The following is a 22,880-nucleotide window of genomic DNA, read 5'->3' on the forward strand; positions in this document are numbered from 1 at the left end:
GACGAGCCAGCTATCCGCAGGCGACGGAGGCGAGAAGAGCCCGATACTCCGGGGTGAGCGCGAGATAAGCCGTAAAGCCATTGCGCAGGGAATGTCGGATGTTCTCCGCTGCCCTGTATGCTCGTGTGCGCCTTTTTCGCACAATTTTGCACACGAGACCGCGGGTGCAGCGCGCATCCGGCATTCCCTGCTCCCTCGTTCGAGGGAGAACGATATGCAAACCTCGGGCGTCTTCCGCCGCGAGAACGTGGCCGTGTATCTGCTGTTTGAAGTTTGAATCGGAAAACAAGCTCGTCGTCCCGGACAAGCGAGCATAGCGAGCGCCGATCCGGGACCCATACGCCGTGCCGTAGCGGTAACGGGAAGTATAAGTAGCCTTGTTGAGACGTCACGCCGCACAACAGACGACCGGGATTATGGGTCCCTGCGCCCCGTGCGCAATTGCGCACTAGGCAGGGACGACGGATGAGAGATCTGCAATCATGATCGCTCACGTGTGATCGTGCCCATGCTCCGGCAACACCAGCCCGAACGTTTTCGTCAAATCCGCCACCTGTGCCGGCGTGAGATATCGCGGGTTCAGCCCGCGCAGCAGCAGGTAGAGTTTCGCCGTCTCTTCCAGTTCCTCGATCGCGAACACCGCGGCCTCCAGCGTGTCGCCCGAGACCACCGGGCCGTGATTGGCGAGCAGCACGGACGAATAGTTTCCGGCGAGCCCCTTGATGGCGTCCGCCACGGCGGGATCGCCCGGCCGATAATACGGCACCAGCGCGGTGGCGCCGCATTTCATCAGATAGTACGCCGTCATCGGCGGCAGCGCGGCGCGGGGATCGATCTCCGGCAGCATCGACAGCGCCACCGAATGGGTGGAATGCAGGTGCACCACGGCGCGCGCGGCGCTGCGGGTCTGGTACAGCGCGGTATGCAGCGGCACTTCCTTGGTCGGGGCATCGCCGGACATCAGCCGGCCATCCGGGTCGAGCCGCGACAGCCGCGCCGGATCCAGCGAGCCGAGCGAGGCGTTGGTCGGGGTCACCAGCCAGCCGCCGTCGTGAAGCCTGACGCTGATATTGCCCGAGGAGCCCGGCGTCAGCCCGCGCTCGAACAGCGAGCGGCCGAGCCGGCAGATTTCATCGCGCAAGGCCGTTTCGGTCATGGCAGTATCCTGGCTGTATGCTGGCAGCATCCTCTTTGCCGCTTGTCTCATGCTTTGGCAGCACGGCCAAGCCGTGATACCCAGAGGTAAAGCCGGCCGCGAAATGCGGTGCTGACAAAACCCGGGGAGCGCTCATGCCTGAAACCGTACCGCAAAAGCCGCGTATCGCCGTCGTTGGGCTGGGCTCGATGGGCTTTGGCATGGCAACCTCGCTGCGACGCGCTGGTTTTAGTGTCACCGGCTGCGATGTCTCCGATGAAGCGGTGGCGCGGTTCGTGGCCGACGGGGGCCTTGGCGCCAGGACGCCGGCCCAGGCTGCCGGCGGCGCCGACATCGTCGTCAGCGTGGTCGTCAACGCCGCCCAGACCGAGGCCATCCTGTTCGGCAAGGACGGCGTCGCCGAAACCCTGGCTGATGATGCAGTGTTCATCTCCTCCGCCACCATGGATCCGGACGTGGCGCGGCGGCTGGCGAAGCAGCTGGAAGCGACCGGCCGGCACTATCTGGATGCGCCGATCTCCGGCGGCGCGCAGCGCGCGGCGCAGGGCGAGCTCACCATCCTGGCCTCGGGGAGTCCTGCGGCCTTCACGAAAGCAAGGCCGGCGCTCGATGCAATGGCGGCCAAGCTTTACGAACTCGGCGATGCCGCGGGGCAGGGCGCCGCGTTCAAGATGATCAACCAGCTATTGGCCGGCGTGCATATCGCCGCCGCCTCGGAAGCGATCGCTTTCGCCGCGAAACAGGGCCTCGACATCCGGAAGGTCTACGAGGTGATCACGGCATCCGCCGGCAATTCCTGGATGTTCGAGAACCGCATGCCGCACGTGCTCGACGGCGACTACGCTCCACGCAGCGCGGTGGACATCTTCGTAAAAGACCTCGGCATCATCCAGGATATGGCGCGGACGGCGAAGTTTCCGGTGCCGGTGTCGGCCGCGGCGCTGCAGATGTTCCTGATGACATCGGCCTCCGGCATGGGCCGCGACGACGACGCCTCGGTGGCGCGGATGTATGCCCGCGTCACCGGCACGCAGCTGCCGGGCGAGCCCAAGTAAGAATCAACAAGCAAGAGGACATCGGATGCCCCGTTTCGCCGCCAATCTCTCCATGATGTTCAACGACGTCCCGTTCCTCGACCGCTTCGAGGCGGCGGCGAAAGCCGGCTTCACGGCTGTCGAATTCCTGTTTCCCTACGATCATCCGGCAGACGCTGTCGGCGAGCGGCTGAAGCGCAACGGCCTCACCCAGGCGCTGTTCAACCTGCCGCCGGGCAATTGGGATGCCGGCGAGAAAGGCTTTGCCGCGCTGCCGGAGCGTTTCGACGATCTGAAGCGGAGCCTCGAGACGGCGCTGCCTTATGCGAAGACGACCGGCGTCAAGCGGCTGCACCTGATGGCGGGCATTGCAAGCCGCAGCGACCCGAAAGCCGTTGAGCACTTCTATAAATCGGTGGCGTGGGCAGCCGAATTCTATGCGCCCCACGGCCTCGACGTCGTGATCGAGCCGATCAATTCGCGCAACGTGCCGGGATATTTCCTCAACGATTTCGGTTTCGCGCGCGACCTGATTACCGAACTGAAGATTCCGAATCTGAAACTGCAGTTCGATATCTATCACTGCCAGATCATCCATGGCGACGTCACCATGCGGCTGCGCGAGATGATGCCGATAACAGGCCATGTCCAGATCGCCAGCATTCCCTCGCGCAACGAGCCTGACGGCGAGGAGCTGAACTATCCCTTCCTGTTCGCCGAGCTCGACCGGCTCGGCTACAGGGGATTTGTCGGCTGCGAATATAACCCGCGCGGCAAGACCACGGATGGCCTCGGCTGGTTCAAGCCCTATGCCGGAGCGAAATCGTGACGCTCGCCAGAAAATTGTATCTGGGATGCATCGCCGACGACTATACCGGCGCCTCCGATCTCGCCAACACGCTGACCCGCGGCGGCCTGAGCACGGTGCAGACCATCGGCGTGCCTGCGGACGACCTTGCGCTGCCGGAGGTGGATGCCGTGGTGGTATCGCTGAAGAGCCGGTCGATCGAGGCCGGCCTTGCGGTGTCACGCTCGCGATCCGCGGAAAAATGGCTGCGCGGGCACGGCGCGCAGCACGTGCTGTTCAAGATCTGTTCGACCTTCGATTCCACCGACGCCGGCAATATCGGCCCTGTGATGGATGCGCTGCGCGCCGATTCCGGCGATGCGATCGTGCTGGTGACGCCTGCCTTTCCCGAGACCGGCCGCACCGTCTATATGGGCAATCTGTTCGTGGGGTCGGTGCCGCTCAATGAAAGCCCGTTGAAGGACCATCCGCTCAATCCGATGCACGATTCCAATCTGGTGCGGGTGCTGGCGCGGCAGAGCCAGACCAAAATCGGACTGATCGGCCTCGCCGATATCGCGCGCGGACCGGACGCGGTTCGCGCCCGGCTGGCCGATCTCTCCGGCAAGGGGGTTGGCGCCGCCATCGTCGATGCCGCCTTCGATCGCGATCTGGAAACCATCGGCGCGGTGGCGCTGGATCATCGGCTCTCCGTCGGCGCATCCGGCATCGGGCTCGGGCTCGCCCGAGCGCTGGTGGCCTCGGGAAAAATCAAATCGAGTGTGCCCAGCGCGGCGGCCGATGCCACGGTGGGCGGGCCGGCGGCGTGCCTGGCCGGCAGTTGCTCGCAGGCGACGCTGCAGCAGATCGCCGCTGCGGAAGCGGTGATGCCGGTGCTGCGCCTCGATCCGGATCAGGTCATCGCCGGCAAGGAGGAAGCGCGGCGTGCGCTGGCCTGGGCCAGGGGCCGCCTCGGTGAAGGTCCGGTCCTGATCGCCAGCAGTTCGACTCCGGATCAGGTCGCAGCTCTGCAATCGCGGCATGGCCGTGATGCCGTCGGGCATGCCATCGAGCAGGCGATGGCCGATATCGCGGAAGGATTGGTCGAGTCAGGCGTGCGCAGATTGGTCGTTGCCGGTGGTGAAACTTCAGGCGCGGTGGTCGACCGGCTGGGCATTCCAGGTTTTCTGGTTGGCGCGGAAATCGCTGCAGGAGTGCCGGTTCTGCGCGCTGTCGGCGCCGCCAATGGCGAGATGCTGCTTGCCTTGAAATCAGGCAATTTCGGTGGCCCGGAATTTTTCTCCGATGCGCTGAAGCTGATGCGCTAGCTCGGACGCGTGTCATCCTTCTGTCGTATTCCGCAATCCTGCCGAAGCGAGTTAACGCAGCCACAATACCTCTGGTGCTTGATGCGAGCGTGCATCGCCTTCCTTGATTCACCGCGCTCGACGATGCGGCCGACACTTCCGGGAGTTCCGTGCGGGCAGCCTGACGACAGACCGGGACTCCCCCGGGGATGCGGCCGGGCTGAGGCGCGCGGCCGGCCGCATTTCATCTCAGGATTGTAACTAAATAATCATAAGAGACGGGTAAATTAACGGTAGGACAACACCTCTGATGTTTGATGCGAGCGCCTTCGCGCAAAGAGCTCGACAAACATCAGAAGCGCCAACGCGCTCAGTACAGAGACCGCCGCCATGATCAAATTCAATCGCATCGGTAACAAGTTGGGCCTCGCCGGCGTCGTCGGCGTGTTGCTGGCGGTCGGCCTGGTCGCCAATCAGCTGGCGACGGAGTCCACCGTGACGGCCGCGAATGACCGCACCGATCGATTGCAACGGGTGGCCGAAAGCACGCTCGCGGCCCATCTCAACATGCGCCAGGTGCAACTCGCCGCCCGCGGTATCAGGCTGGCACGGACCCCGTCCGAAATCGACACCGCCGTCGCCGAGATGCGCCAGTTCGGCGCCATTGAAGCCAGGGAAATTGACGCCGCGTTGGCGACCGCCCGGATGGCTGAAACCCGGGACCGGCTGCAGAAAATCAAGTCCCTGATGGCCAGCTACAGCGCCGGTATCGAGGAACTTGCGAAGGCGCAACGCGATCTGCTCGCGCAGATCGACAAGCGAACGGAGATATCGGTTGAATGGGCCAAGGCCATCGCAGCCCAACAGGCTTCGCCGGCGCTGGCCAAGCTCGACAACCGCGTCGAGATCGAAAAGCTGCTGCTTCAGGCCGACATCAAGGTGAACGCGCTGCAGGCCATGGTCTGGCGGCTGGGCGCGACCGGCGATGCAAGCCTGATCGGCTCAATTGCGAAGACCCAGACCGCGCTCAGAAACAATTTCAATGAGTTGCGGGGCGAGGCCGACGACAGGGACTTGCTGGTCGTGATCAGCTCGCTGGACAAGATCGTGAAGCGCTTCCTGGCCGCCAATGACGAGGCCGTCAAGATCGAGGAACTGAAGGCCGAGATCGTTACAAAACGCACGACGAACATCGTCAAGGAAGCCGGCGAACTCATGGAAGTCGCGGTTTCCAGTGCGCAAAAGAGCATGACGGCCTCCAAGGAGGAAGTTGCGGCTGTAATCGCGCAGGCCAACCGGATCAGCATGATCGTGGCGATCGTGGTGGTGATTTCGCTGATCGCGTCGGTGATATTCTCCTTCCTCGGCGTTGCGCGTCCCATGACCCGCCTGAACGGCGCGCTTGGCAAGATGGCCGACGGCAATCTCGATATCGAGATTCCCGGCGCCAACCGCGGCGACGAAATCGGCGACCTCGCCAAGACCGTCACCGTCATTCGGCAGAATGCCGAGCAGAAGGCGCGCGACGAAGCGGAATCCAAGATCACGCAGGATCAGGTCGCCGCCCGGCAGCGCAAGGCCGAGATGATCAAGCTCGCCGATGATTTTGAAGGCGCGGTGGGCGAGATCGTCGAGACCGTATCCTCTTCCTCGACGCAGCTTGAAGCTTCCGCCGGCACGCTGACCGCGACCGCGGAACGCGCCCAGGAACTCACCGTCATGGTGGCGGCGGCTTCCGAAGAGGCCTCCACCAACGTGCAGTCGGTGGCGTCGGCGACCGAAGAGATGGCGTCCTCTGTCAACGAGATCAGCCGTCAGGTGCAGGAATCGGCCCGGATGGCCAACGAGGCCGTCGGCCAGGCCCGCACCACCAACGACCGCGTCAGCGAGTTGTCGAAGGCAGCCGCCCGCATCGGCGACGTGGTCGAGCTCATCAATACGATTGCGGGCCAGACCAACTTGCTGGCGCTCAATGCCACCATCGAGGCGGCACGTGCCGGCGACGCCGGCCGTGGTTTCGCGGTAGTGGCCTCCGAGGTCAAGGCGCTGGCCGAGCAGACCGCGAAAGCGACCGGCGAAATCGGCCAGCAGATCACCGGCATCCAGGCGGCGACCCAGGAGTCGGTGAATGCGATCAAGGAGATCAGCAGCACCATCGAAAAGCTGTCAGAGATCTCGTCGACCATCGCGGCCGCGGTGGAGGAGCAAGGTGCTGCGACGCAGGAAATTTCCCGCAACGTGCAGCAGGCGGCGCACGGCACCCAGCAGGTCTCGTCCAACATCACCGACGTGCAACGCGGCGCCAGCGAGACCGGCTCTGCCTCCTCGCAGGTGCTGTCCGCGGCACAGTCGCTGTCGGGCGACAGCAACCGCCTCAAGCTCGAGGTCGGCAAGTTCCTGAGCTCAGTCAGGGCAGCCTGACGCCGAGACCGGCGCGCGCCGCTCGGCCATCGAGCGGCGTCTGCGGGATTCTCCTGTCCGTATTCATACGGCTCGATATTTCATTAACTATTAAACCGCCGGGCGCAAGGTGACTGCAACCTGCGCCAATGATGCCGCTTGATGAAGCCGGACCGGCATTCCCGATCCCGAGCTCCTTGAAAGGCAGAATATTTCAGGCTTGCAGATCCAGCATTCCATCTCGTGGCCGCTCGCCGTCGATCAAGACCATCTTGTTCGCCGCGCCCGGACGCATGCGGCGATCTGCGGCATTTCTGCAAATGCATGATTTGACGTGTTTGAAGCGATGAACCTATTGGCAAGTTTCGGCGAAAAATGGAGACCGGCACGTGAATCTCAAAATCAGGACGGTCCTTCTGCTGATCATCTCTGCGCTTGCCATCATGGCCGTCGCGTCCGCCGGGCTCGCCGCCTATGACGCGCTCGGCCGGCGGCAGGATTCCGAATCCTTCCTCAAGGTCAACCAGATTTCGCAACTGCTGTTGCGGAGCGCCGGTCAATGGGCGGTCGAACGCGGGCTGACCAACGCGCCGCTGAAATCACCTGGCGTGCTTCCGGCCGAACGCCGCGCCCAGATTGACAAAACCCGCGTGGTCGCCGATCAGGCATTTCGCGAGGCTGCACAGCGCCTTCGTGCGGTGCCGGAGATGAAGGCTGCCGAAAAGCAGGTCGCCGAAGCCGAAAGCGCGTTCCAGGCATTCGAGGCCTTCCGCAGCAGGGTCGACGACAACCTTGCCAAGCCCGGATCGGGACGGGCATCGGAGGTCGTGGAAGGATTCTCGCCCGCGATTACCAATCTGATCGAACTCGCCGCGAACAGGTTGCGGCTGACGCTGGAGACGCTGACCAACCCGCCGACGGTGGCGCTCACGCAACTCGTCGGACTTCGCCATCTGACCGCGCTGATGGCGGAGAATGCCGGCAGGGAGCGCGCGTTCCTCGGTGGCATCGTCGGCGCGCGGGCAGAACTCTCCGCGGATGGCCTGCGCAAGGTTGCCGGTTTCCGCGGCCACGTCGACCTGGCCTGGGAAACGATCTCGCCGATCCGCCAGCGCGCCGATACGCCGGCGAAGATCATCGACGCGATCGGCAGCGTCGAGAAGGAATACTTCAAGACCTACGGCGAAACCCGGGATGGGGTTCTGGCCTCCGGCGAGACCAGAGAATACAAGATCGCCGGCAGCGACTATGTCGATCGCGCGACCACCGGGATCAATGCGATCCTGCGGCTCGCCGATGCGATCGGCAATGCGGCCGACCAGGAAGCCGCCAGCGAAGCAGCCAGGAGCAGTTCCAGCCTGATGATCAACGGCGCGATCCTGCTGGCCAGTATCGGTCTCGTCCTGGTCAGCTTCTGGGTTGCATTCTTCCGCATTCTACGGCCGTTGTCCGCCCTGACGGGTGCAATGGGTGAACTCGCCAACGGCCACTTCTCGATTGTGCTGCCGGGACTCGGCCGCAAGGATGAGATCGGCGACATGGCGCATGCGGTGGAGACCTTCAAGGTCAAGGCGGAGCAGAAGGCGCGCGACGAAGCCGAAGTCAAAATCGGGCTGGATCAGGCGTCCGCGCGGCAGCGCAAGGCCGACATGATCAAGCTCGCCGACGATTTTGAAGGCGCCGTCGGCGTGATCATCGAAACCGTGTCCTCGGCCTCGACCGAACTCGAAGCCTCCGCCGGCACGCTGACGGCATCTGCGGAACGCGCGCAGGAACTCACCGTCATGGTGGCGGCGGCTTCAGAAGAGGCCTCCACCAATGTGCAGTCGGTGGCTTCTGCCACCGAAGAGATGGCGTCCTCGGTCAACGAGATCAGCCGCCAGGTTCAGGACTCGGCGCGGATCGCCAATGAGGCCGTCGATCAGGCCCGCACCACGACCGATCGCGTCAGCGAATTGTCGAAGGCGGCAAGCCGCATCGGTGACGTCGTCGAACTGATCAATACCATCGCCGGCCAGACCAATCTGCTGGCGCTCAATGCCACCATCGAGGCGGCGCGCGCCGGTGAAGCCGGCCGCGGCTTCGCGGTGGTGGCTTCCGAGGTGAAAGCGCTGGCCGAGCAGACCGCCAAGGCGACCGGCGAAATCGGTCAGCAGATCACCGGCATCCAGGCCGCCACCCAGGATTCGGTAAACGCCATCAAGGAAATCAGCGGCACCATCGAAAAATTGTCCGAGATATCGTCGACCATCGCCGCGGCGGTGGAGGAGCAGGGCGCGGCGACGCAGGAAATTTCCCGCAACGTGCAACAGGCGGCGCACGGCACCCAGCAGGTCTCGTGCAACATCACCGACGTGCAGCGTGGTGCCAGCGAGACCGGGACGGCTTCCTCGCAGGTGCTGTCCGCGGCGCAGTCGCTGTCCGGCGACAGCAACCGCCTCAAGCTCGAGGTCGGCAAGTTCCTGAGCTCGGTCAGGGCGGCCTGACGCGAAGGCCGGCAGAACGCGAGTCGGGGCGCAGTCCCGTATTGCTACTGCACCCAAAATTAACTCCGTCATAGAGCCCCGGGCGCTATCGCTTCGGTTACGCGCTCGAACCGTGATCTCCCCGATAACGAGTTCCAGCGTTGCGACTTGAACTCGCTGCGCTCCTGCAGCTGGCAAGCCCAGCGGCAGAGAGTTCGATATGTCTTGGCTCAACAATCTGAAAATCTCCATCAAGGTCGGCCTCATCGTCGCCTTGCTGGCTTGCGTCGTGATCGGCTCGGTCAGCTATGCGGCCGTGCGCATGAAGAGCATCGATGACAATTATTCGGATCTGGTTTCACGCGTGAGCGCGGCGACGACCGCATCGGTTCGCGCGGCGCGCCAGGCGGATAGCTATATTGCCGCCGCCTACCAACTTGCTGCGGAAGACACCGCTGCTGGCAACGCCAAGCTGCTCGCGCAAACGCTGGAGAATCGCAAGGAGTACGAATCCCGAATGGCGCAAGTCCTGAAGCAGCTGCCGGAAAAGGCGTCGATCATCGAACCGGTCCTGGCCGGCTTCCAGAAGACATTCGGAGCTTGCAGCCCCGTGATCGAATATGCGTCAAAGACCACGTCGGCGGAAGAGTCCCTGAAGGCCGCGGGGCGCCTGAAGGCCGAATGCGTTCCGGCTTTCGATACCGCGATGGGTCTGCAGATCAAGCTGACGAACAGCCTTCTGGCTGATACGAGCAAAGTCTCTGATGACCTTTCAGAGCAGACCAACTCCACGATCTCCAACGTGCTGATCACATCCGGCATCGGCCTGCTGGTCGGCCTCGTCGTCGCGCTCTGGATCGGAATCAAGGGACTGGCGCGCCCGATCGCCGATTTGAAGACCGTGATGGAAGCGTTCGCCCGCAACGAATTGAAGGCAGAGGTTCCCGGTGTCGGGCGTCGCGACGAAGTCGGCGAGATGGCCCGCACCGTCGAAGTGTTCAAGACCAACGGGTTGGAAGTCGAGCGCATGAAGGCCGATCAGCAGGCAGCCGAGCTTCGCTCCGCCGAGCAGCGCAAGGCCGACATGATCAAGCTCGCCAACGATTTCGAGGGCGCGGTCGGCGAGATCATCGAGACCGTCTCTTCGGCCTCGACAGAGCTCGAAGCCTCCGCCGGCACGCTGACAGCTACCGCGGTTCGTTCGCAGGAACTGACCACGGCGGTCGCGGCGGCCTCCGAAGAGGCCTCCACCAATGTGCAATCGGTGGCATCGGCCACCGAGGAGATGGCGTCATCCGTCAACGAAATCAGCCGCCAGGTGCAGGAATCCGCGCGAATTGCGGGAGATGCGGTGGAACAGGCGCGCAAGACCAACGACCGCGTCAGCGAACTGTCGAAGGCGGCAGCGCGGATCGGTGATGTCGTCGAACTGATCAACACCATCGCCGGGCAGACCAATCTGCTGGCGCTGAACGCCACCATCGAAGCGGCGCGTGCCGGCGAGGCCGGCCGCGGCTTTGCGGTGGTGGCCTCCGAGGTCAAGGCGCTGGCGGAGCAGACCGCGAGGGCGACCGGCGAGATCGGCCAGCAGATCACCGGCATCCAGGCCGCGACCCAGGAATCGGTCACGGCCATCAAGGAGATCAGTGGCACCATCGAAAAGCTGTCGGAGATCTCGTCGACCATCGCGGCCGCGGTGGAAGAGCAGGGTGCCGCGACGCAGGAAATTTCCCGCAACGTGCAGCAGGCCGCCCAAGGCACGCAGGAGGTATCTTCCAACATCGCCAACGTGCAGCGCGGCGCCAGCGAGACCGGATCGGCCTCCTCGCAGGTGCTTTCGGCGGCGCAGTCGCTGTCGGGCGACAGCAACCGCCTCAAGCTCGAGGTCGGCAAGTTCCTCAACTCGGTCAGGGCCGCCTGACGAGGGCGGCTGCAGCCCAGCCGGCGGCAAGCGTCGCCGCCGGCCGGTACCGGGGAAGTGAAGGCCGGCGGCCTCTGGCCGTTGGCTTTTTGCCGCGGTTCGGGTAAATCAGCAGGAACGAATTGGCCTTTTGCAATGCCAATCCCCGCCTTCTCGCGGGACCAAGGAATCCGCGGTCTATGGTCTCACTGGTCCGTATCGCGCTGAGCCGGCCTTATACTTTCGTCGTGCTGGCGCTGCTGCTCCTGATCATCGGGCCGCTCGCCGCGCTGCGCACCCCTACCGACATTTTTCCTGATATCCGGATCCCCGTGATCGGCGTGGTCTGGAACTATACCGGCCTGCCGCCGGACCAGATGGCCGGGCGCATGATCACGCCGTTCCAGCGCGCGCTGACGACGACGGTCAACGATATCGAACACATCGTGGCGAACTCCTATAACGGCATCGGCATCGTCAAGATCTTCTTCCAGCCCAATGTCGATATCCGCATCGCCAACGCCCAGGTCACCGCGATTTCGCAGACCATGGTCCGGCAGATGCCGCCCGGGGCGACGCCGCCGCTGATCCTCAATTACAGCGCCTCCACCGTGCCGATCATCCAGGTCGCGCTGTCCGGCGACGGCCTCACCGAACAAAACCTCGCCGATATCGGCATCAACCAGCTGCGCACGCCGCTGGTGACGGTGCCGGGCGCCGCGATCCCCTGGCCGTTCGGCGGCAAGCTGCGCCAGGTCCAGATCGATCTCAATCCGCAGGCGTTGCAGGCCCGCGGCCTGTCCGGGCAGGATGTCGCCAACGCGCTCGCCGCTCAAAACCTGATTACTCCGGTAGGCACCCAGAAGATCGGCGGTTTCGAGTACATCATCCAGCTCAACAATTCGCCGCTGCGGATGGAAGAGCTCGGCAACCTGCCGATCAAGGCCGTGGGCGGCGCCATGGTCTATATCCGCGACGTCGCCAGCGTGCGCGACGGCAATGCACCGCAGACTAATATCGTGCATGTCGACGGCAACCGATCGGTGCTGATGATGGTGCTGAAGGCCGGCTCGACCTCGACGCTGGATATCATCGCCGGCATCAAGCAGAAGGTCATCGACGTCAAGGACTCGCTGCCTTCAGCGCTGAAGATCGGGTTCATCGGCGATCAGTCGGTGTTCGTTCGCGGCGCGATCACCGGTGTCGCCGTTGAAGGCGTCATCGCGGCGCTGCTGACCAGCGTGATGATCCTGCTGTTCCTGGGAAGCTGGCGCTCGACCACCATCATCGCGGTGTCGATACCGCTCTCGGTGCTCGGCGCCATCGTGATGCTGTCGGCGATCGGTGAAACCCTCAACATCATGACGCTCGGCGGCCTGGCGCTGGCCGTCGGTATTCTCGTCGACGACGCCACCGTCACGATCGAGAACATCAACTGGCATCTGGAGCAGGGCAAGGACGTCGAGACCTCGATCCTGGACGGCGCCAACCAGATCGTGACGCCGGCCTTCGTCTCGCTACTGTGCATCTGCATCGTGTTCGTGCCGATGTTCTTCCTGCAGGGCGTGGCGCGCTTCCTGTTCGTGCCGATGGCGCTCGCCGTGATCTTCGCGATGATCTGGTCGTTCCTGCTGTCGCGCACTTTGGTGCCGACGATGGCGAAATACCTGCTGCAGCCCCACGTCCACCATGCCGAAGGCGAGGGGCCGCCGCCGACGCGCAACCCGCTGGTCCGGTTCCAGCGGGCTTTCGAAGCGGGCTTCGAGCATCTGCGCGGCGGCTACCGCGACGTGCTGTCGCTGGCGATGGCGCGGCGGCCGGTTTTCGTGATCGGGTTCCTCGGGCTGGTCGGGGTCTCGTTCCTGCTGGTGCCGTATCTCGGCCGCAACTTCTTCCCGTCGGTCGATGCCGGTTCGATCCTGATGCATGTCCGCACCCAGGTCGGCACCAGGGTCGAGGAAAGCGCCAATCAATTCGCGGACGTGCAGAAGGCGATCCGCAAGATTATTCCGCCTGATGAGATCGAAACGCTCGCCGACAACATCGGCATGCCGATCAGCGGCATCAACATGACCTACAACAACACCGGCGTGATCGGTCCGGCGGATGGCGATATCCTGATCAAGCTGAAGGAAGGTCACAGTCCCACCGACGAATACGTGCAGTCCATGCGCGAACAGCTGCCACGGATGTTTCCCGGCATGACGTTCTCGTTCCTGCCGGCCGACATCGTCAGCCAGATCCTGAATTTCGGCGCGCCGGCGCCGATCGATCTGCAGATTCGCGGCGCCAACGTCTCCGCGAACTTCGTCTATGCCAACAAGCTGCTGAACCGGCTGCGCCGGATCCCCGGCATCGCCGACGCGCGCATTCAGCAATCGCCGAACAACCCGAGCTTCAATGTCGATGTCGACCGCACCCGCGCGCAATATGTCGGCCTGACCGAACGCGATGTCACCAACAGCCTCGTCGTCAACCTGGCCGGCAGTGCGCAGGTGGCCCCGACCTTCTTCCTCAATCCCGACAATGGCGTGTCGTACTCGATCGTGATGCAGACGCCGCAGTATAAAATGGACTCGCTGAGCGCGCTGGAGACGTTGCCGATGACGGCGGCCGGCACCGGCGCGCCGCCGATCCTCGGCGGCATCGCGAGTATTTCGCGAACGGCCTCGAGCGCGGTGGTCTCGCAATACGACATCCAGCCGATGGTGCAGATCTACGCGACGCCGCAGGGCCGCGATCTCGGCGCCGTGGCCGCTGACGTCAAGAGGGCGATCGCGGACACCGCGACGGAGGTACCGAAGGGTTCCTCGGTGGTGCTGCTCGGTCAGGTCGAGACCATGAACAGCGCGTTCTCCGGGCTATTGTTCGGCCTGCTTGCCGCGGTGGTGCTGATCTACCTGCTGATCGTGGTCAACTTTCAGTCATGGTCGGACCCGTTCGTGATCATCACGGCGCTGCCGGCGGCCTTGGCCGGGATCGTCTGGATGCTGTTCACGACCCAGACCACGCTGTCGGTGCCGGCGCTGACCGGGGCCATCATGTGCATGGGCGTCGCGACCGCCAACAGCGTACTGGTGATCTCTTTCGCGCGCGAACGCTATGCAGAGCTCGGCGACCCCATTGCCGCGGCGATCGAGGCCGGCTTCGTCCGGTTCCGCCCGGTGCTGATGACGGCGCTGGCGATGATTATCGGCATGGCGCCGATGGCGTTCGGCCTCGGCGAGGGCGGCGAACAGAACGCGCCGCTCGGACGTGCCGTGATCGGCGGCCTGATCTTTGCTACGATCGCCACGTTGATGTTCGTTCCCGTGGTTTTCAGTATGGTACACAAGAAACAGAGCGCCAGAGCCGCCGCCGCACCGGAGACGTCGCATGCCCACTGAACACAGCTCGCCGGTCTCTCGCCGGAAGTTGGGCATTTTTGGTGTCGTGGCCGGGGTCGCCGCGGTGCTGGTCGTGGTCACGGGCATCCGGGCGCGCGAGGATTCCAGCGCGCGCTTGCGCGAATGGACCGACAACCAGGCGATCCCGACCGTCGCGGTGGTGCTGCCCGACGCCCGGGCGCTCGCCGCCACCCTCGATCTGCCGGGCCGGCTGGAAGCCTATTCCCGCGCGCCGATCTTCGCCCGCGTCAGCGGCTACCTCAAGAGCTGGAGCGCCGACATTGGCGCTCAGGTCAAGGCCGGCCAGGTGATCGCCGAAATCGAGGCGCCCGACCTCGACCAGCAGCTGCTGCAGGCGCGCGCCGATCTCGCCAGCCAGCAGGCCAGCGCCAAGCTGTCCGAGGCCACGCTGACCCGCCGCAAATCGCTGATCGCCTCGAACTTCGTGTCGATGCAGGAAATCGACGAGCGCACCGCCGACCTCTCCAACAAGAAGGCCGCGGTCAATTCCGGCCAGGCCAATGTCGAGCGGCTGGAGGCGCTGGCGGGCTACAAGAGGATCACGGTGCCGTTCGACGGCGTGGTCACCGCCCGCGACACCGATGTCGGCGCCTTGATCAATGCCGGCGGTGGCTCCGGACCGCCGATGTTCGTGGTGTCCGACATCACGAGGCTGCGGGTCTATGTCAACGTTCCGCAGAACTACGTGCCGTCGATCAGGACCGGCGCCAAGGCCGTGATCACGATGCCGGAATATCCTGACCGCACCTTCCTCGCCACCGTCGAGGCTTCCTCGCAATCGGTCGATGTCGGCTCCGGCACCACGCGGATGCAACTCGCGCTCGACAACGCCAAAGGCGAGCTGATGCCGGGAGGTTATGCCAATGTGCGGATGAGCTTGCAGCGCGATACGCTGCCGCTGCATATCCCCGCCAGCGCGCTGATCTTCAACAAGAGCGGCATGCGGGTCGCCACCGTCGGTCCCGACGACAAGGTTCTGTTCAAGACCGTCACCATCGCCCGCGATCTCGGCCGCGATATCGAGCTCGGCTCAGGCATCGCGCCTGACGACCGCATCATCGTCGCTCCGCCTGATGGCATCGCCGATGGCGATCAGGTCCGTGTCGCGGGGGACAAGGGCATCGCCAAGCCGGCCACGGCTTCGGAGAAGCAGGGCAGCAAGGGGTAGGGGCAAAGCTTCCGTGCCCCGGATGCTGCGCAGCGCGTCAGCGGTGCGTTGCCAAGCCGGGGCCCATCCATCAGCGCCGTATGGCTTTCATGGGTCCCGGCTCTGCGGAGCAGCGCGAAGAGCGCTGCACCGCGTCCGGGACACGGGATTAGCCCACCCGCCACTCCAGCACGCCATCCTCCGCCGTGACGATATCGCCGAGCGTTCCCACCGGCGTGCGGTCCATGTTCGTCAGATGCGCCAGCGTCGCGCTGTCATTGGCCGGCACCCGCGCCAGCGCGCGGGCATCCGCTGCGGTGCGCAGCATCACCACGCCGTGCTCGATTTCGCCGCCGCGGCCGTACAGCACGGTAAAGCTCTCGACCTTGCCCTTGCCGCTGGCCTCGGTGACGAATTCCGGCACCGCGCCTTTGCGGCAGTCGGCCTCGGCCTGCACGCTGCTGTCCTGCGCCAGCGCGTGCTGCGGCGCCTGCGGTGACAACACCAGCCCATGATGTTTGGTGACAAAACCGCCCTGGCCGTAGAGCAGGCCGAGCTTGGCGCCGCCGCGCAGTTTGCGCACCATCGCACAAGCGGCATGCGTCATGTAGGTGTTGAGCGGCGCGCCGAAGAAGGTGAGGCCGCCGGTCACCGTCGGCTGCACGTCGGGGCCGAGCCCCAGCGTCCGCCGCGCCATCTTGGGTACTACGGGGAAACAACTGTACAGCTCGATGGCGTCGAATTTCTTGCCGTCGCCCTCGACGAGATTCATCACCGCCTTCAGCACGGCGTTCTGCGGATGGCTCTCGTAAAACTGGTCGCGCACCAGATAATCCCGCGGTTCCTCGGCCGAGGCGCCGCCCCAGATGTGAATGATGCGATCGGCGGGGATTCCGGCGGCTTTGGCTTTCGCGAGGCTGGTCAGCAGCACGGCGGCGCCCATGTTGACGGTCGGATTGGCCACCATCAGCTTGTTGTAGGGCCAGGCGATCAGCCTATTGTCCGGCGTCGGCGTCGTGATCTCCTCCGGCGTGAAGCGCCGCTTCAGCCAGGCATTGGGATTTTCCGATGCCACCTTTGAGTAGGTCGACCACAGCTCGCCGGATTCCGCCATTGCCTCGCGCGGGGTCTGGCCCCAATGCGCCGAGGTCGCGGATTCGTAGAGCGGATAGACGGTGATCGGCCTGAACACACCGAGCTTGACCGCCATCGGCTTCTGGAACGCGGCGCCGCGCTTCGGCTCTTCGACGTCATGGGCGAACGGCGTCCACGGCAGATCGATTTTGGCGCGTTCCGCTTTGGTCGCAGTCGACTGCGCCTCGGCGCCGCACACCGCGGCGACGCTGCATTCGCCGCGCGCGATGCGCTTTGCGGCCTCATGCAGATAGCGGATCGGGCTCTCGCCGCCGACCGGACCGTAATAGAGATGCGCCGGCTGGATGCCGAGGCGAGCGGCCAAGAGCTTTTCCGGATCGCGGTAGCGCCAGCTCAGGAAATTGACGATGTCGAGCGAACCGATGTCGCCGAGCAATTTGCCGCCGGAGTCCGCTTCCGCGCGCCGCAGCGCCTGTTCCAGCAGCGCCAGCGGCTCCAGCCCGTCCGCGATTTCCTTCGGCCGGTCGGTGATTTCGCCGACGCCGACGATGACGGGGATGCGGTCTTCGGGGAGGGGGGAGGGGGTATTCGACATTTTGTTGTTTCTCGATTCCAGACAATCAACTCGGTGTCTCATCCGTCATTGCGAGCCAACGGGTCGGCGCAAAGCGCCGCCCGATGACAGGCTCCGCGAAGCAATCCATCTTGCGGCAGAAAGAATGGATTGCCTCGTCGCAAGGCTCCTCGCAATGACGGGGTGGCGAGACCTACTCCGCCACCAGCGCGTTCATGTGTTCGACCGCCTCTGCAAATTCTTCCTTGAACTCCTGCACCACGGCGCCGGCGGATTTGACGCTGTCGATCAGGCCGACGCCCTGGCCCACAAAGTAGCTGACGAGGTCGCGCGCCTGCGCATTGCCGGATGCGGCGGCGCGATCGATCGAGTTGAAGGCGTCACGGCTGATGATGCTCTGCAGCGGCATCGGCAACGCGCCGGGGCTGTCGGGTCCGCGGTCCCAGGCATCGGTCCAGACCGAGCGCAGCTGCCGCGCCGGCTTGCCGGTTCGCCCCTTGGAGCGGATCGCGTCGCGCGAGGAGGCCGCGATCATCTTTTCGCGGAAGATTTCGGTGGTTTCGGATTCGACGGTGGCCAGCCACACCGAGCCGGTCCAGACGCCGGCCGCGCCCATCGCCATGCACGCCGCCATCTGGCGTCCGGTCATGATGCCGCCCGCGGCCAACACCGGCACGTCGCGGATCGGCTTGATGGCCTTGATCACCTCGGGCACCAGCACCATGGTGGAGACCTCGCCGCAATGGCCGCCGGCCTCGGTGCCCTGCACCACCAGGATATCGACACCGGCCGCGACCTGGCGCAGCGCATGTTCCTTGGCGCCAACCAGGGCGGCCACCGGCACGCCGTGCTTCTTGCCCATCTCGATCATCGCCTTCGGCGGCACGCCCAGCGCGTTGGCGATCAACTTGATCGGGTGGTTGAAGGATACTTCCAGCAATTCCAGCGCGCGCTGCGCGTCGAACGGCTGCGGCTGGTTGTCGGCAACATTGGTTGTCGTCAGTTCGATGCCGTATTTCTTCAAAAGGTTCTTGGTAAAGGCGCGGTGCTCCGGCGAGATGCGTGCTTCCAGGCTTTTCCAGGTGACGTCCTTCTCGCCCGCGGTCGAGATGTTTTCGGGGATCAGCACGTCGAGCCCGTAGGGCTTGCCATCGACATGGTCGTCGATCCATTTCAGTTCCTGCTCGATCGACTCGGGCGAATGCGCCGTCGCGCCGAGCACGCCAAAACCACCGGCGCGGCTGACGGCTGCGACCACGTCGCGGCAATGGCTGAAGGCGAGCAGGGGAAATTCGATCCCCAGCATGTCGCAGATCGGCGATTTCATTGGTGTGCTCACTCCCTGCGGCAGCTTGTGGCGCTGCTCATTCTTGGTTTGGACGGCGAATGCTGAAGCGACGCTAGCGCATCAGGGGCACGAAAGCCAAGCCGGTTTCCGCCGCCTGATCTTGCGTTGAGACGCCGGCAATCGCGGGTGGCGATTGTGCATTCCACCTGGCAAAATATGCAGACCGGCACGGCCGATTTGGCCCTTGCGCTTTGCCGTCGCGGGTAGAATGCTGCCGGGCAACACAAGAAGAATCCCCGGGGAGTTCGAATGTCCGCCTTGCAATCCGCGTCAGCCAAGGGTCAGCCCGCAGCCGCCGGGCCCTATGATGTCGTCGTGGTCGGCGCCGGTTTCGCCGGCATGTACATGCTGCACCGGCTGCGCCAGCAGGGCCTGTCGGCGCGGGTCTATGAGCAGGGCGGCGATGTCGGCGGCACCTGGTACTGGAACCGGTATCCCGGGGCGCGCTGCGACGTCGAGAGCATGCAGTATTCCTATTCATTCGACGAAGAATTGCAGCAGCAGTGGGAATGGAGCGAGCGCTACGCGCCGCAGCCCGAGATCCTGAAATACGCCAACCATGTCGCCGATCGTTTCAACCTCCGCAGCGACATCCAGCTCAACACCCGGGTCGACCGCGCCGAATTCGATGAAAGCACCAATAGCTGGTCGGTGACGACTTCGGACGGCAAGACGGTGACGGCGAGATATGTCGTGCTCGCCACCGGCTGCCTGTCGAACGCAAAGATGCCTGATATCAAGGGCCTTAGCGACTTTAAGGGCAGAGTTTATCACACCGGGCATTGGCCGCACGAAGAAATCGATTTCACCGGCCAGCGCGTCGGCGTGATCGGCACGGGGTCATCGGGGATCCAGTCGGTGCCCGTGATTGCCGAGCAGGCCAGCCACCTCACGGTGTTTCAGCGCACCGCGAATTTTTCCATTCCCGCCCGCAACGCCGCGCTGACGGCGGAGGAGCGGGATTCATTTCGAGCGAACTATCCGGAGATCCGGCGGATCGCGCGCGAGGAGATGCGGAACGGCATCGTGCAGGAAGTGCCGGACCGGGGCGCGCTGGATGACGGCGAAAATGAACGCCGCGAAAGGTTCGAGGCACGCTGGAGCAAGGGCGGCCTGACCTTCATGGGCGTCTACAACAACCTCGCATTCGACCAGGCAGCCAACGACACCGCCGCCGATTTCGTCCGTGACAAGATCGCGGAGATCGTCAAGGACCCGCAAACCGCAAAATTGCTGCAGCCGAACGATCACCCGATCGGATCGAAGCGCATCTGCATCGATACCGATTATTTCGCCACTTTCAATCGTCCGAACGTGACGCTGGTCGACATCAAATCCGATCCGATCACGGAAATCCTGCCGCACGCGGTTCGCACTTCGGCAAAGGAAATCGAGGTCGACGCGCTGGTGCTGGCGACCGGTTTCGATGCGATGACGGGCTCAGTCGCCAAAATCGACATTCGCGGCCGCAACGGACAGACGCTCAATCAGAAATGGGCGGAAGGGCCCAGGACCTATCTCGGCCTGATGAGCGCGGGCTTCCCCAATCTGTTCATCATCACCGGGCCCGGCAGCCCGTCGGTGCTGTCGAACATGATCGTCTCGATCGAGCAGCATGTCGAATGGATCGCCGACTGCATCGCCCATATGCGCGACCGCGATCTCGTCGCCATCGAAGCCAGCCGGGACGCCGAGGACAGATGGGTGGCGCATGTCAACGAAGTTGCCCACACCACGCTCTATCCGCAGGCCAATTCCTGGTACATGGGTGCCAACATCCCGGGTAAGCCGCAGATCTTCATGCCCTATATCGGCGGCGTCGGCCTCTATCGCCAGATCTGCAACGATGTCGCGGCAAAGGGATATGAGGGTTTTGCGATGACGGCAGCGGAGCCGATGCAGCGGGCCGCGTCCTGATCGCCGGGATGGCTGAGGACAGGAAAGCCACGGAGGCGGCGATCGCGGATGTGCTCCAGGCGCGCCGGGCAGCGTGGAACGAAGGCGACCTGGAGGCCTATCGCCAACTGCTGACCGAGGATGCCGATGTCGTCAGCGCCACGGGAAGGAAATCCGCCGGACGCGACGCGCTGATCGCCTTGTCCGCGGAGCAGAAGCAGCTGCCGTCGTACCGGGATGCCACCATTACCGCGACGGAGATTCATGCGATCCGGCTGGTGAAGCCGGATGTCGCTTTGGTCGATGCCACCTATCGCATGACGGGCGTGCGCATTCCCGCCGACGCCGAGGCGAAGCCGGTTGCGGGATCGATCCTGTTCGTCATGGTGGAGCAAGCCGGCGCATGGCGGATCGCCTCGATCCGCGCCTTGCCGCCTTCTTGATTGTCGATTCTCTGGAGATTGGGGAGAGCTGCCATGGGCATTTACGAAAAAGGCGACGTCCGCATCCACTACGAGGAGGCCGGTTCCGGCTTTCCGCTACTGCTGATAGCTGGCGGCGGGCTGAACTCGTCGATATCAGGCATCACCGGCAGCTATCCGCCCTTCAATGCCATGGCGGAATTCAAGAACGAGTACCGCTGCATCGCCTTCGATCTGCGCAACGCCCCGCCTGGCCAGTCCTCCGGCCCGCTCGAGATCGAACGCCCCTGGGACTCCCACGCCGACGACCAACTCGGGCTGATGGATCATCTCGATATCGACAAGTTCATGGTGCTGGGCTTCTGCATCGGCGGCCCTTTCATCTGGAATCTGCTGAAGCGCGCGCCGCAACGCGTCGTCGCCGGCGCGCTGGCGATGCCGTCGGGGTCGCGTCCCGAAATGCGCGACCTGTTCTATGACAACAACATGAAGGGCTGGGCGCCGGAACTGATCAAGCGGCGGCCCGATCTCACCATGGAGATGGCCGAGAAATTCCTCACCAAAATGTACCGTACCAACCCCGACTTCGTGTTTACGGTGACGCGTGATTTCGTGCGCGCTTGCCAGACGCCGGTGTTGATCCTGCCGGACGATATCCCGGCCCATCCCTATGCCGTGGCCATGGAGACGGCGATGCTGGCGCCGAACGCCGAAGTCAGCATGTTCCCGTGGAAGGAGCCGAAGGAGAGGGTTCCGCTGGCGGTGCGCCAAATCCGCTCCTTCCTCCGCGCGCACCGGCCGGCTGGTGCAGGGTAGGGTGGGCAAAGCGTCCGCCGTCGCTCGAAGAGCGAAGGCGGAGGCGTGCCCACCACCAAGATTCAGATTTGTCGGTAGGTGGTGGGCACGGCGCGAAGCGTGCGCCTTTGCCCACCCTACGGTTTAGTGCTGCTGCAACTCGTGGCGACCCACCACCATCCAGTGCACTTCATCCGGACCGTCGGCGAAGCGGAGGTGGCGCACGTCGGTGTACATTTCCGACAGCGGCGACCACTGCGAAATGCCGGTGGCGCCGTGCATCTGGATCGCCTGGTCGATGATGCGGCAGGTGCGCTCGGGCACCATGGCCTTGACCATGCTGACCCAGACCCGCGCCTCCTTGTTGCCGAGCACGTCCATCGCCTTGGCGGCCTTCAGCACCATCAGCCGCATGGCTTCGATCTCGCAGCGCGCCTGCGCGATGATTTGCAGATTGCCGCCGAGCTGCACCAGCTTCTTGCCGAAGGCTTCGCGGGTCAGGCCGCGCTTGACCATGAGGTCGAGCGCCTTCTCCGCCTTGCCGATGGTGCGCATACAGTGGTGGATGCGGCCCGGGCCGAGACGGACCTGCGAGATTTCGAAGCCGCGGCCTTCGCCGAGCAGCATGTTTTCCTTGGGCACCTTCACATTGTCGAACTTGATGTGCATGTGGCCGCGCGGCGCATGGTCGTGGCCGAACACGGTCATGGGGCCGATGATCTCGACGCCGGGTGTGTCGATCGGCACCAGGATCTGCGACTGCTGGTTCTTCGGCGGCGCGTCGGGATTGGTCTTGACCATCGTGATCATGATCTTGCAGCGCGGATCGCCGGCGCCGGAGATGTAGTATTTTTCGCCGTTGATGACCCATTCGTCGCCGACCAGTTTTGCCGTGGTCGAAATATTCTTGGCGTCGGAGGAGGCGACGTTCGGCTCGGTCATCGCGTAGGCGGAACGGATCTCGCCGGCGAGCAGCGGCTTCAGCCATTTCTCCTTTTGCTCCTTGGTGCCGACGCGCTCCAGCACTTCCATGTTGCCGGTGTCGGGCGCCGAGCAGTTCATCGACTCCGAGGCCAGCGGGTTCTTGCCGAGTTCGGCGGCGATATAGGCATAATCGAGATTGCTGAGGCCTTCGCCGGTTTCGGCG

16 protein-coding genes are annotated in these 22,880 nt (G+C 64.0%); 12 read left to right on the top strand and 4 right to left on the bottom strand.

The window, feature by feature from the left end:
* Nucleotides 1-277: hypothetical protein (locus Q7T45_RS10285; protein WP_304870355.1), on the top strand; the 277-nt coding region annotated here is incomplete at its 5' end.
* A 213-nt stretch (nucleotides 278-490) separates the two neighbouring features.
* On the opposite strand, the gene Q7T45_RS10290 is transcribed toward Q7T45_RS10285, so the two are convergent.
* The gene (locus Q7T45_RS10290) at nucleotides 491-1,156 is read right to left on the bottom strand and encodes an aldolase (RefSeq protein WP_304870357.1); all 666 of its coding nucleotides are present in this window, start codon (nucleotides 1,154-1,156) and stop codon (nucleotides 491-493) included.
* Nucleotides 1,157-1,290: 134 nt separating this feature from the next.
* Between Q7T45_RS10290 and ltnD the strand changes: the two genes are divergently transcribed.
* From ltnD to Q7T45_RS10330, 8 genes are all read left to right on the top strand, one after another.
* Nucleotides 1,291-2,211: an L-threonate dehydrogenase gene (gene ltnD / locus Q7T45_RS10295; protein WP_304870360.1), complete on the top strand. Its 921-nt coding sequence runs from the start codon at nucleotides 1,291-1,293 to the stop codon at nucleotides 2,209-2,211.
* A gap of 25 nt (nucleotides 2,212-2,236) precedes the next feature.
* Entirely contained in the window at nucleotides 2,237-3,019 is a 783-nt protein-coding gene (gene otnI / locus Q7T45_RS10300) for a 2-oxo-tetronate isomerase (protein ID WP_304870362.1), read from the top strand.
* Nucleotides 3,016-4,305 carry a 3-oxo-tetronate kinase gene (otnK, locus tag Q7T45_RS10305; RefSeq protein ID WP_304870364.1) on the top strand — a complete coding sequence of 430 codons (1,290 nt, stop codon included), beginning with the start codon at nucleotides 3,016-3,018 and terminating at the stop codon, nucleotides 4,303-4,305. Before otnI ends, otnK begins: the two co-directional genes overlap by 4 nt.
* Before the next feature lie 372 nt (nucleotides 4,306-4,677).
* Nucleotides 4,678-6,705, top strand: coding sequence for a methyl-accepting chemotaxis protein (locus Q7T45_RS10310; protein ID WP_304870385.1), 2,028 nt, complete (start codon nucleotides 4,678-4,680; stop codon nucleotides 6,703-6,705).
* A gap of 368 nt (nucleotides 6,706-7,073) precedes the next feature.
* Nucleotides 7,074-9,170, top strand: a complete 2,097-nt coding sequence (locus Q7T45_RS10315) for a methyl-accepting chemotaxis protein (RefSeq protein ID WP_304870366.1) — start codon at nucleotides 7,074-7,076, stop codon at nucleotides 9,168-9,170.
* Between the two features lie 199 nt (nucleotides 9,171-9,369).
* Nucleotides 9,370-11,070: a methyl-accepting chemotaxis protein gene (locus Q7T45_RS10320; RefSeq protein WP_304870368.1), complete on the top strand. Its 1,701-nt coding sequence runs from the start codon at nucleotides 9,370-9,372 to the stop codon at nucleotides 11,068-11,070.
* Between the two features lie 179 nt (nucleotides 11,071-11,249).
* Nucleotides 11,250-14,435, top strand: a complete 3,186-nt coding sequence (locus tag Q7T45_RS10325; RefSeq protein WP_304870369.1) for an efflux RND transporter permease subunit — start codon at nucleotides 11,250-11,252, stop codon at nucleotides 14,433-14,435.
* A complete protein-coding gene (locus Q7T45_RS10330) occupies nucleotides 14,425-15,624 on the top strand; it encodes an efflux RND transporter periplasmic adaptor subunit (RefSeq protein WP_304870371.1) in 1,200 nt (399 codons plus the stop codon). Before Q7T45_RS10325 ends, Q7T45_RS10330 begins: the two co-directional genes overlap by 11 nt.
* Nucleotides 15,625-15,772: 148 nt before the next feature.
* On the opposite strand, the gene Q7T45_RS10335 is transcribed toward Q7T45_RS10330, so the two are convergent.
* Together Q7T45_RS10335 and Q7T45_RS10340 are read right to left on the bottom strand one after the other, a co-directional pair.
* Nucleotides 15,773-17,293 (bottom strand): acetyl-CoA acetyltransferase, encoded by a 1,521-nt coding sequence (locus Q7T45_RS10335; RefSeq protein ID WP_304870373.1) that lies wholly within the window; start codon nucleotides 17,291-17,293, stop codon nucleotides 15,773-15,775.
* 172 nt (nucleotides 17,294-17,465) lie between these two features.
* Nucleotides 17,466-18,599 carry a nitronate monooxygenase gene (locus Q7T45_RS10340; protein ID WP_304870375.1) on the bottom strand — a complete coding sequence of 378 codons (1,134 nt, stop codon included), beginning with the start codon at nucleotides 18,597-18,599 and terminating at the stop codon, nucleotides 17,466-17,468.
* Nucleotides 18,600-18,869: 270 nt separating this feature from the next.
* On the opposite strand from Q7T45_RS10340, the gene Q7T45_RS10345 reads away from it, so the two are divergent.
* The 3 genes from Q7T45_RS10345 to Q7T45_RS10355 are packed head-to-tail and all read left to right on the top strand — an operon-like array spanning nucleotide 18,870 to nucleotide 21,754.
* Nucleotides 18,870-20,537: an NAD(P)/FAD-dependent oxidoreductase gene (locus Q7T45_RS10345; protein WP_304870377.1), complete on the top strand. Its 1,668-nt coding sequence runs from the start codon at nucleotides 18,870-18,872 to the stop codon at nucleotides 20,535-20,537.
* Nucleotides 20,538-20,545: 8 nt separating this feature from the next.
* Nucleotides 20,546-20,959 carry an SgcJ/EcaC family oxidoreductase gene (locus Q7T45_RS10350; protein ID WP_304870379.1) on the top strand — a complete coding sequence of 138 codons (414 nt, stop codon included), beginning with the start codon at nucleotides 20,546-20,548 and terminating at the stop codon, nucleotides 20,957-20,959.
* Nucleotides 20,960-20,992: 33 nt separating this feature from the next.
* Complete coding sequence (locus Q7T45_RS10355) at nucleotides 20,993-21,754, top strand: alpha/beta fold hydrolase (RefSeq protein WP_304870381.1); 762 nt, start codon at nucleotides 20,993-20,995, stop codon at nucleotides 21,752-21,754.
* A gap of 123 nt (nucleotides 21,755-21,877) precedes the next feature.
* Here the strand turns inward: Q7T45_RS10355 and Q7T45_RS10360 are convergent.
* The coding region (locus Q7T45_RS10360) for an acyl-CoA dehydrogenase family protein (protein ID WP_304870383.1) at nucleotides 21,878-22,880 on the bottom strand (1,003 nt) is incomplete at its 5' end.

The organism is Bradyrhizobium sp. (genome assembly GCF_030646015.1).
Classification (GTDB): Bacteria; Pseudomonadota; Alphaproteobacteria; order Rhizobiales; family Xanthobacteraceae; genus Bradyrhizobium.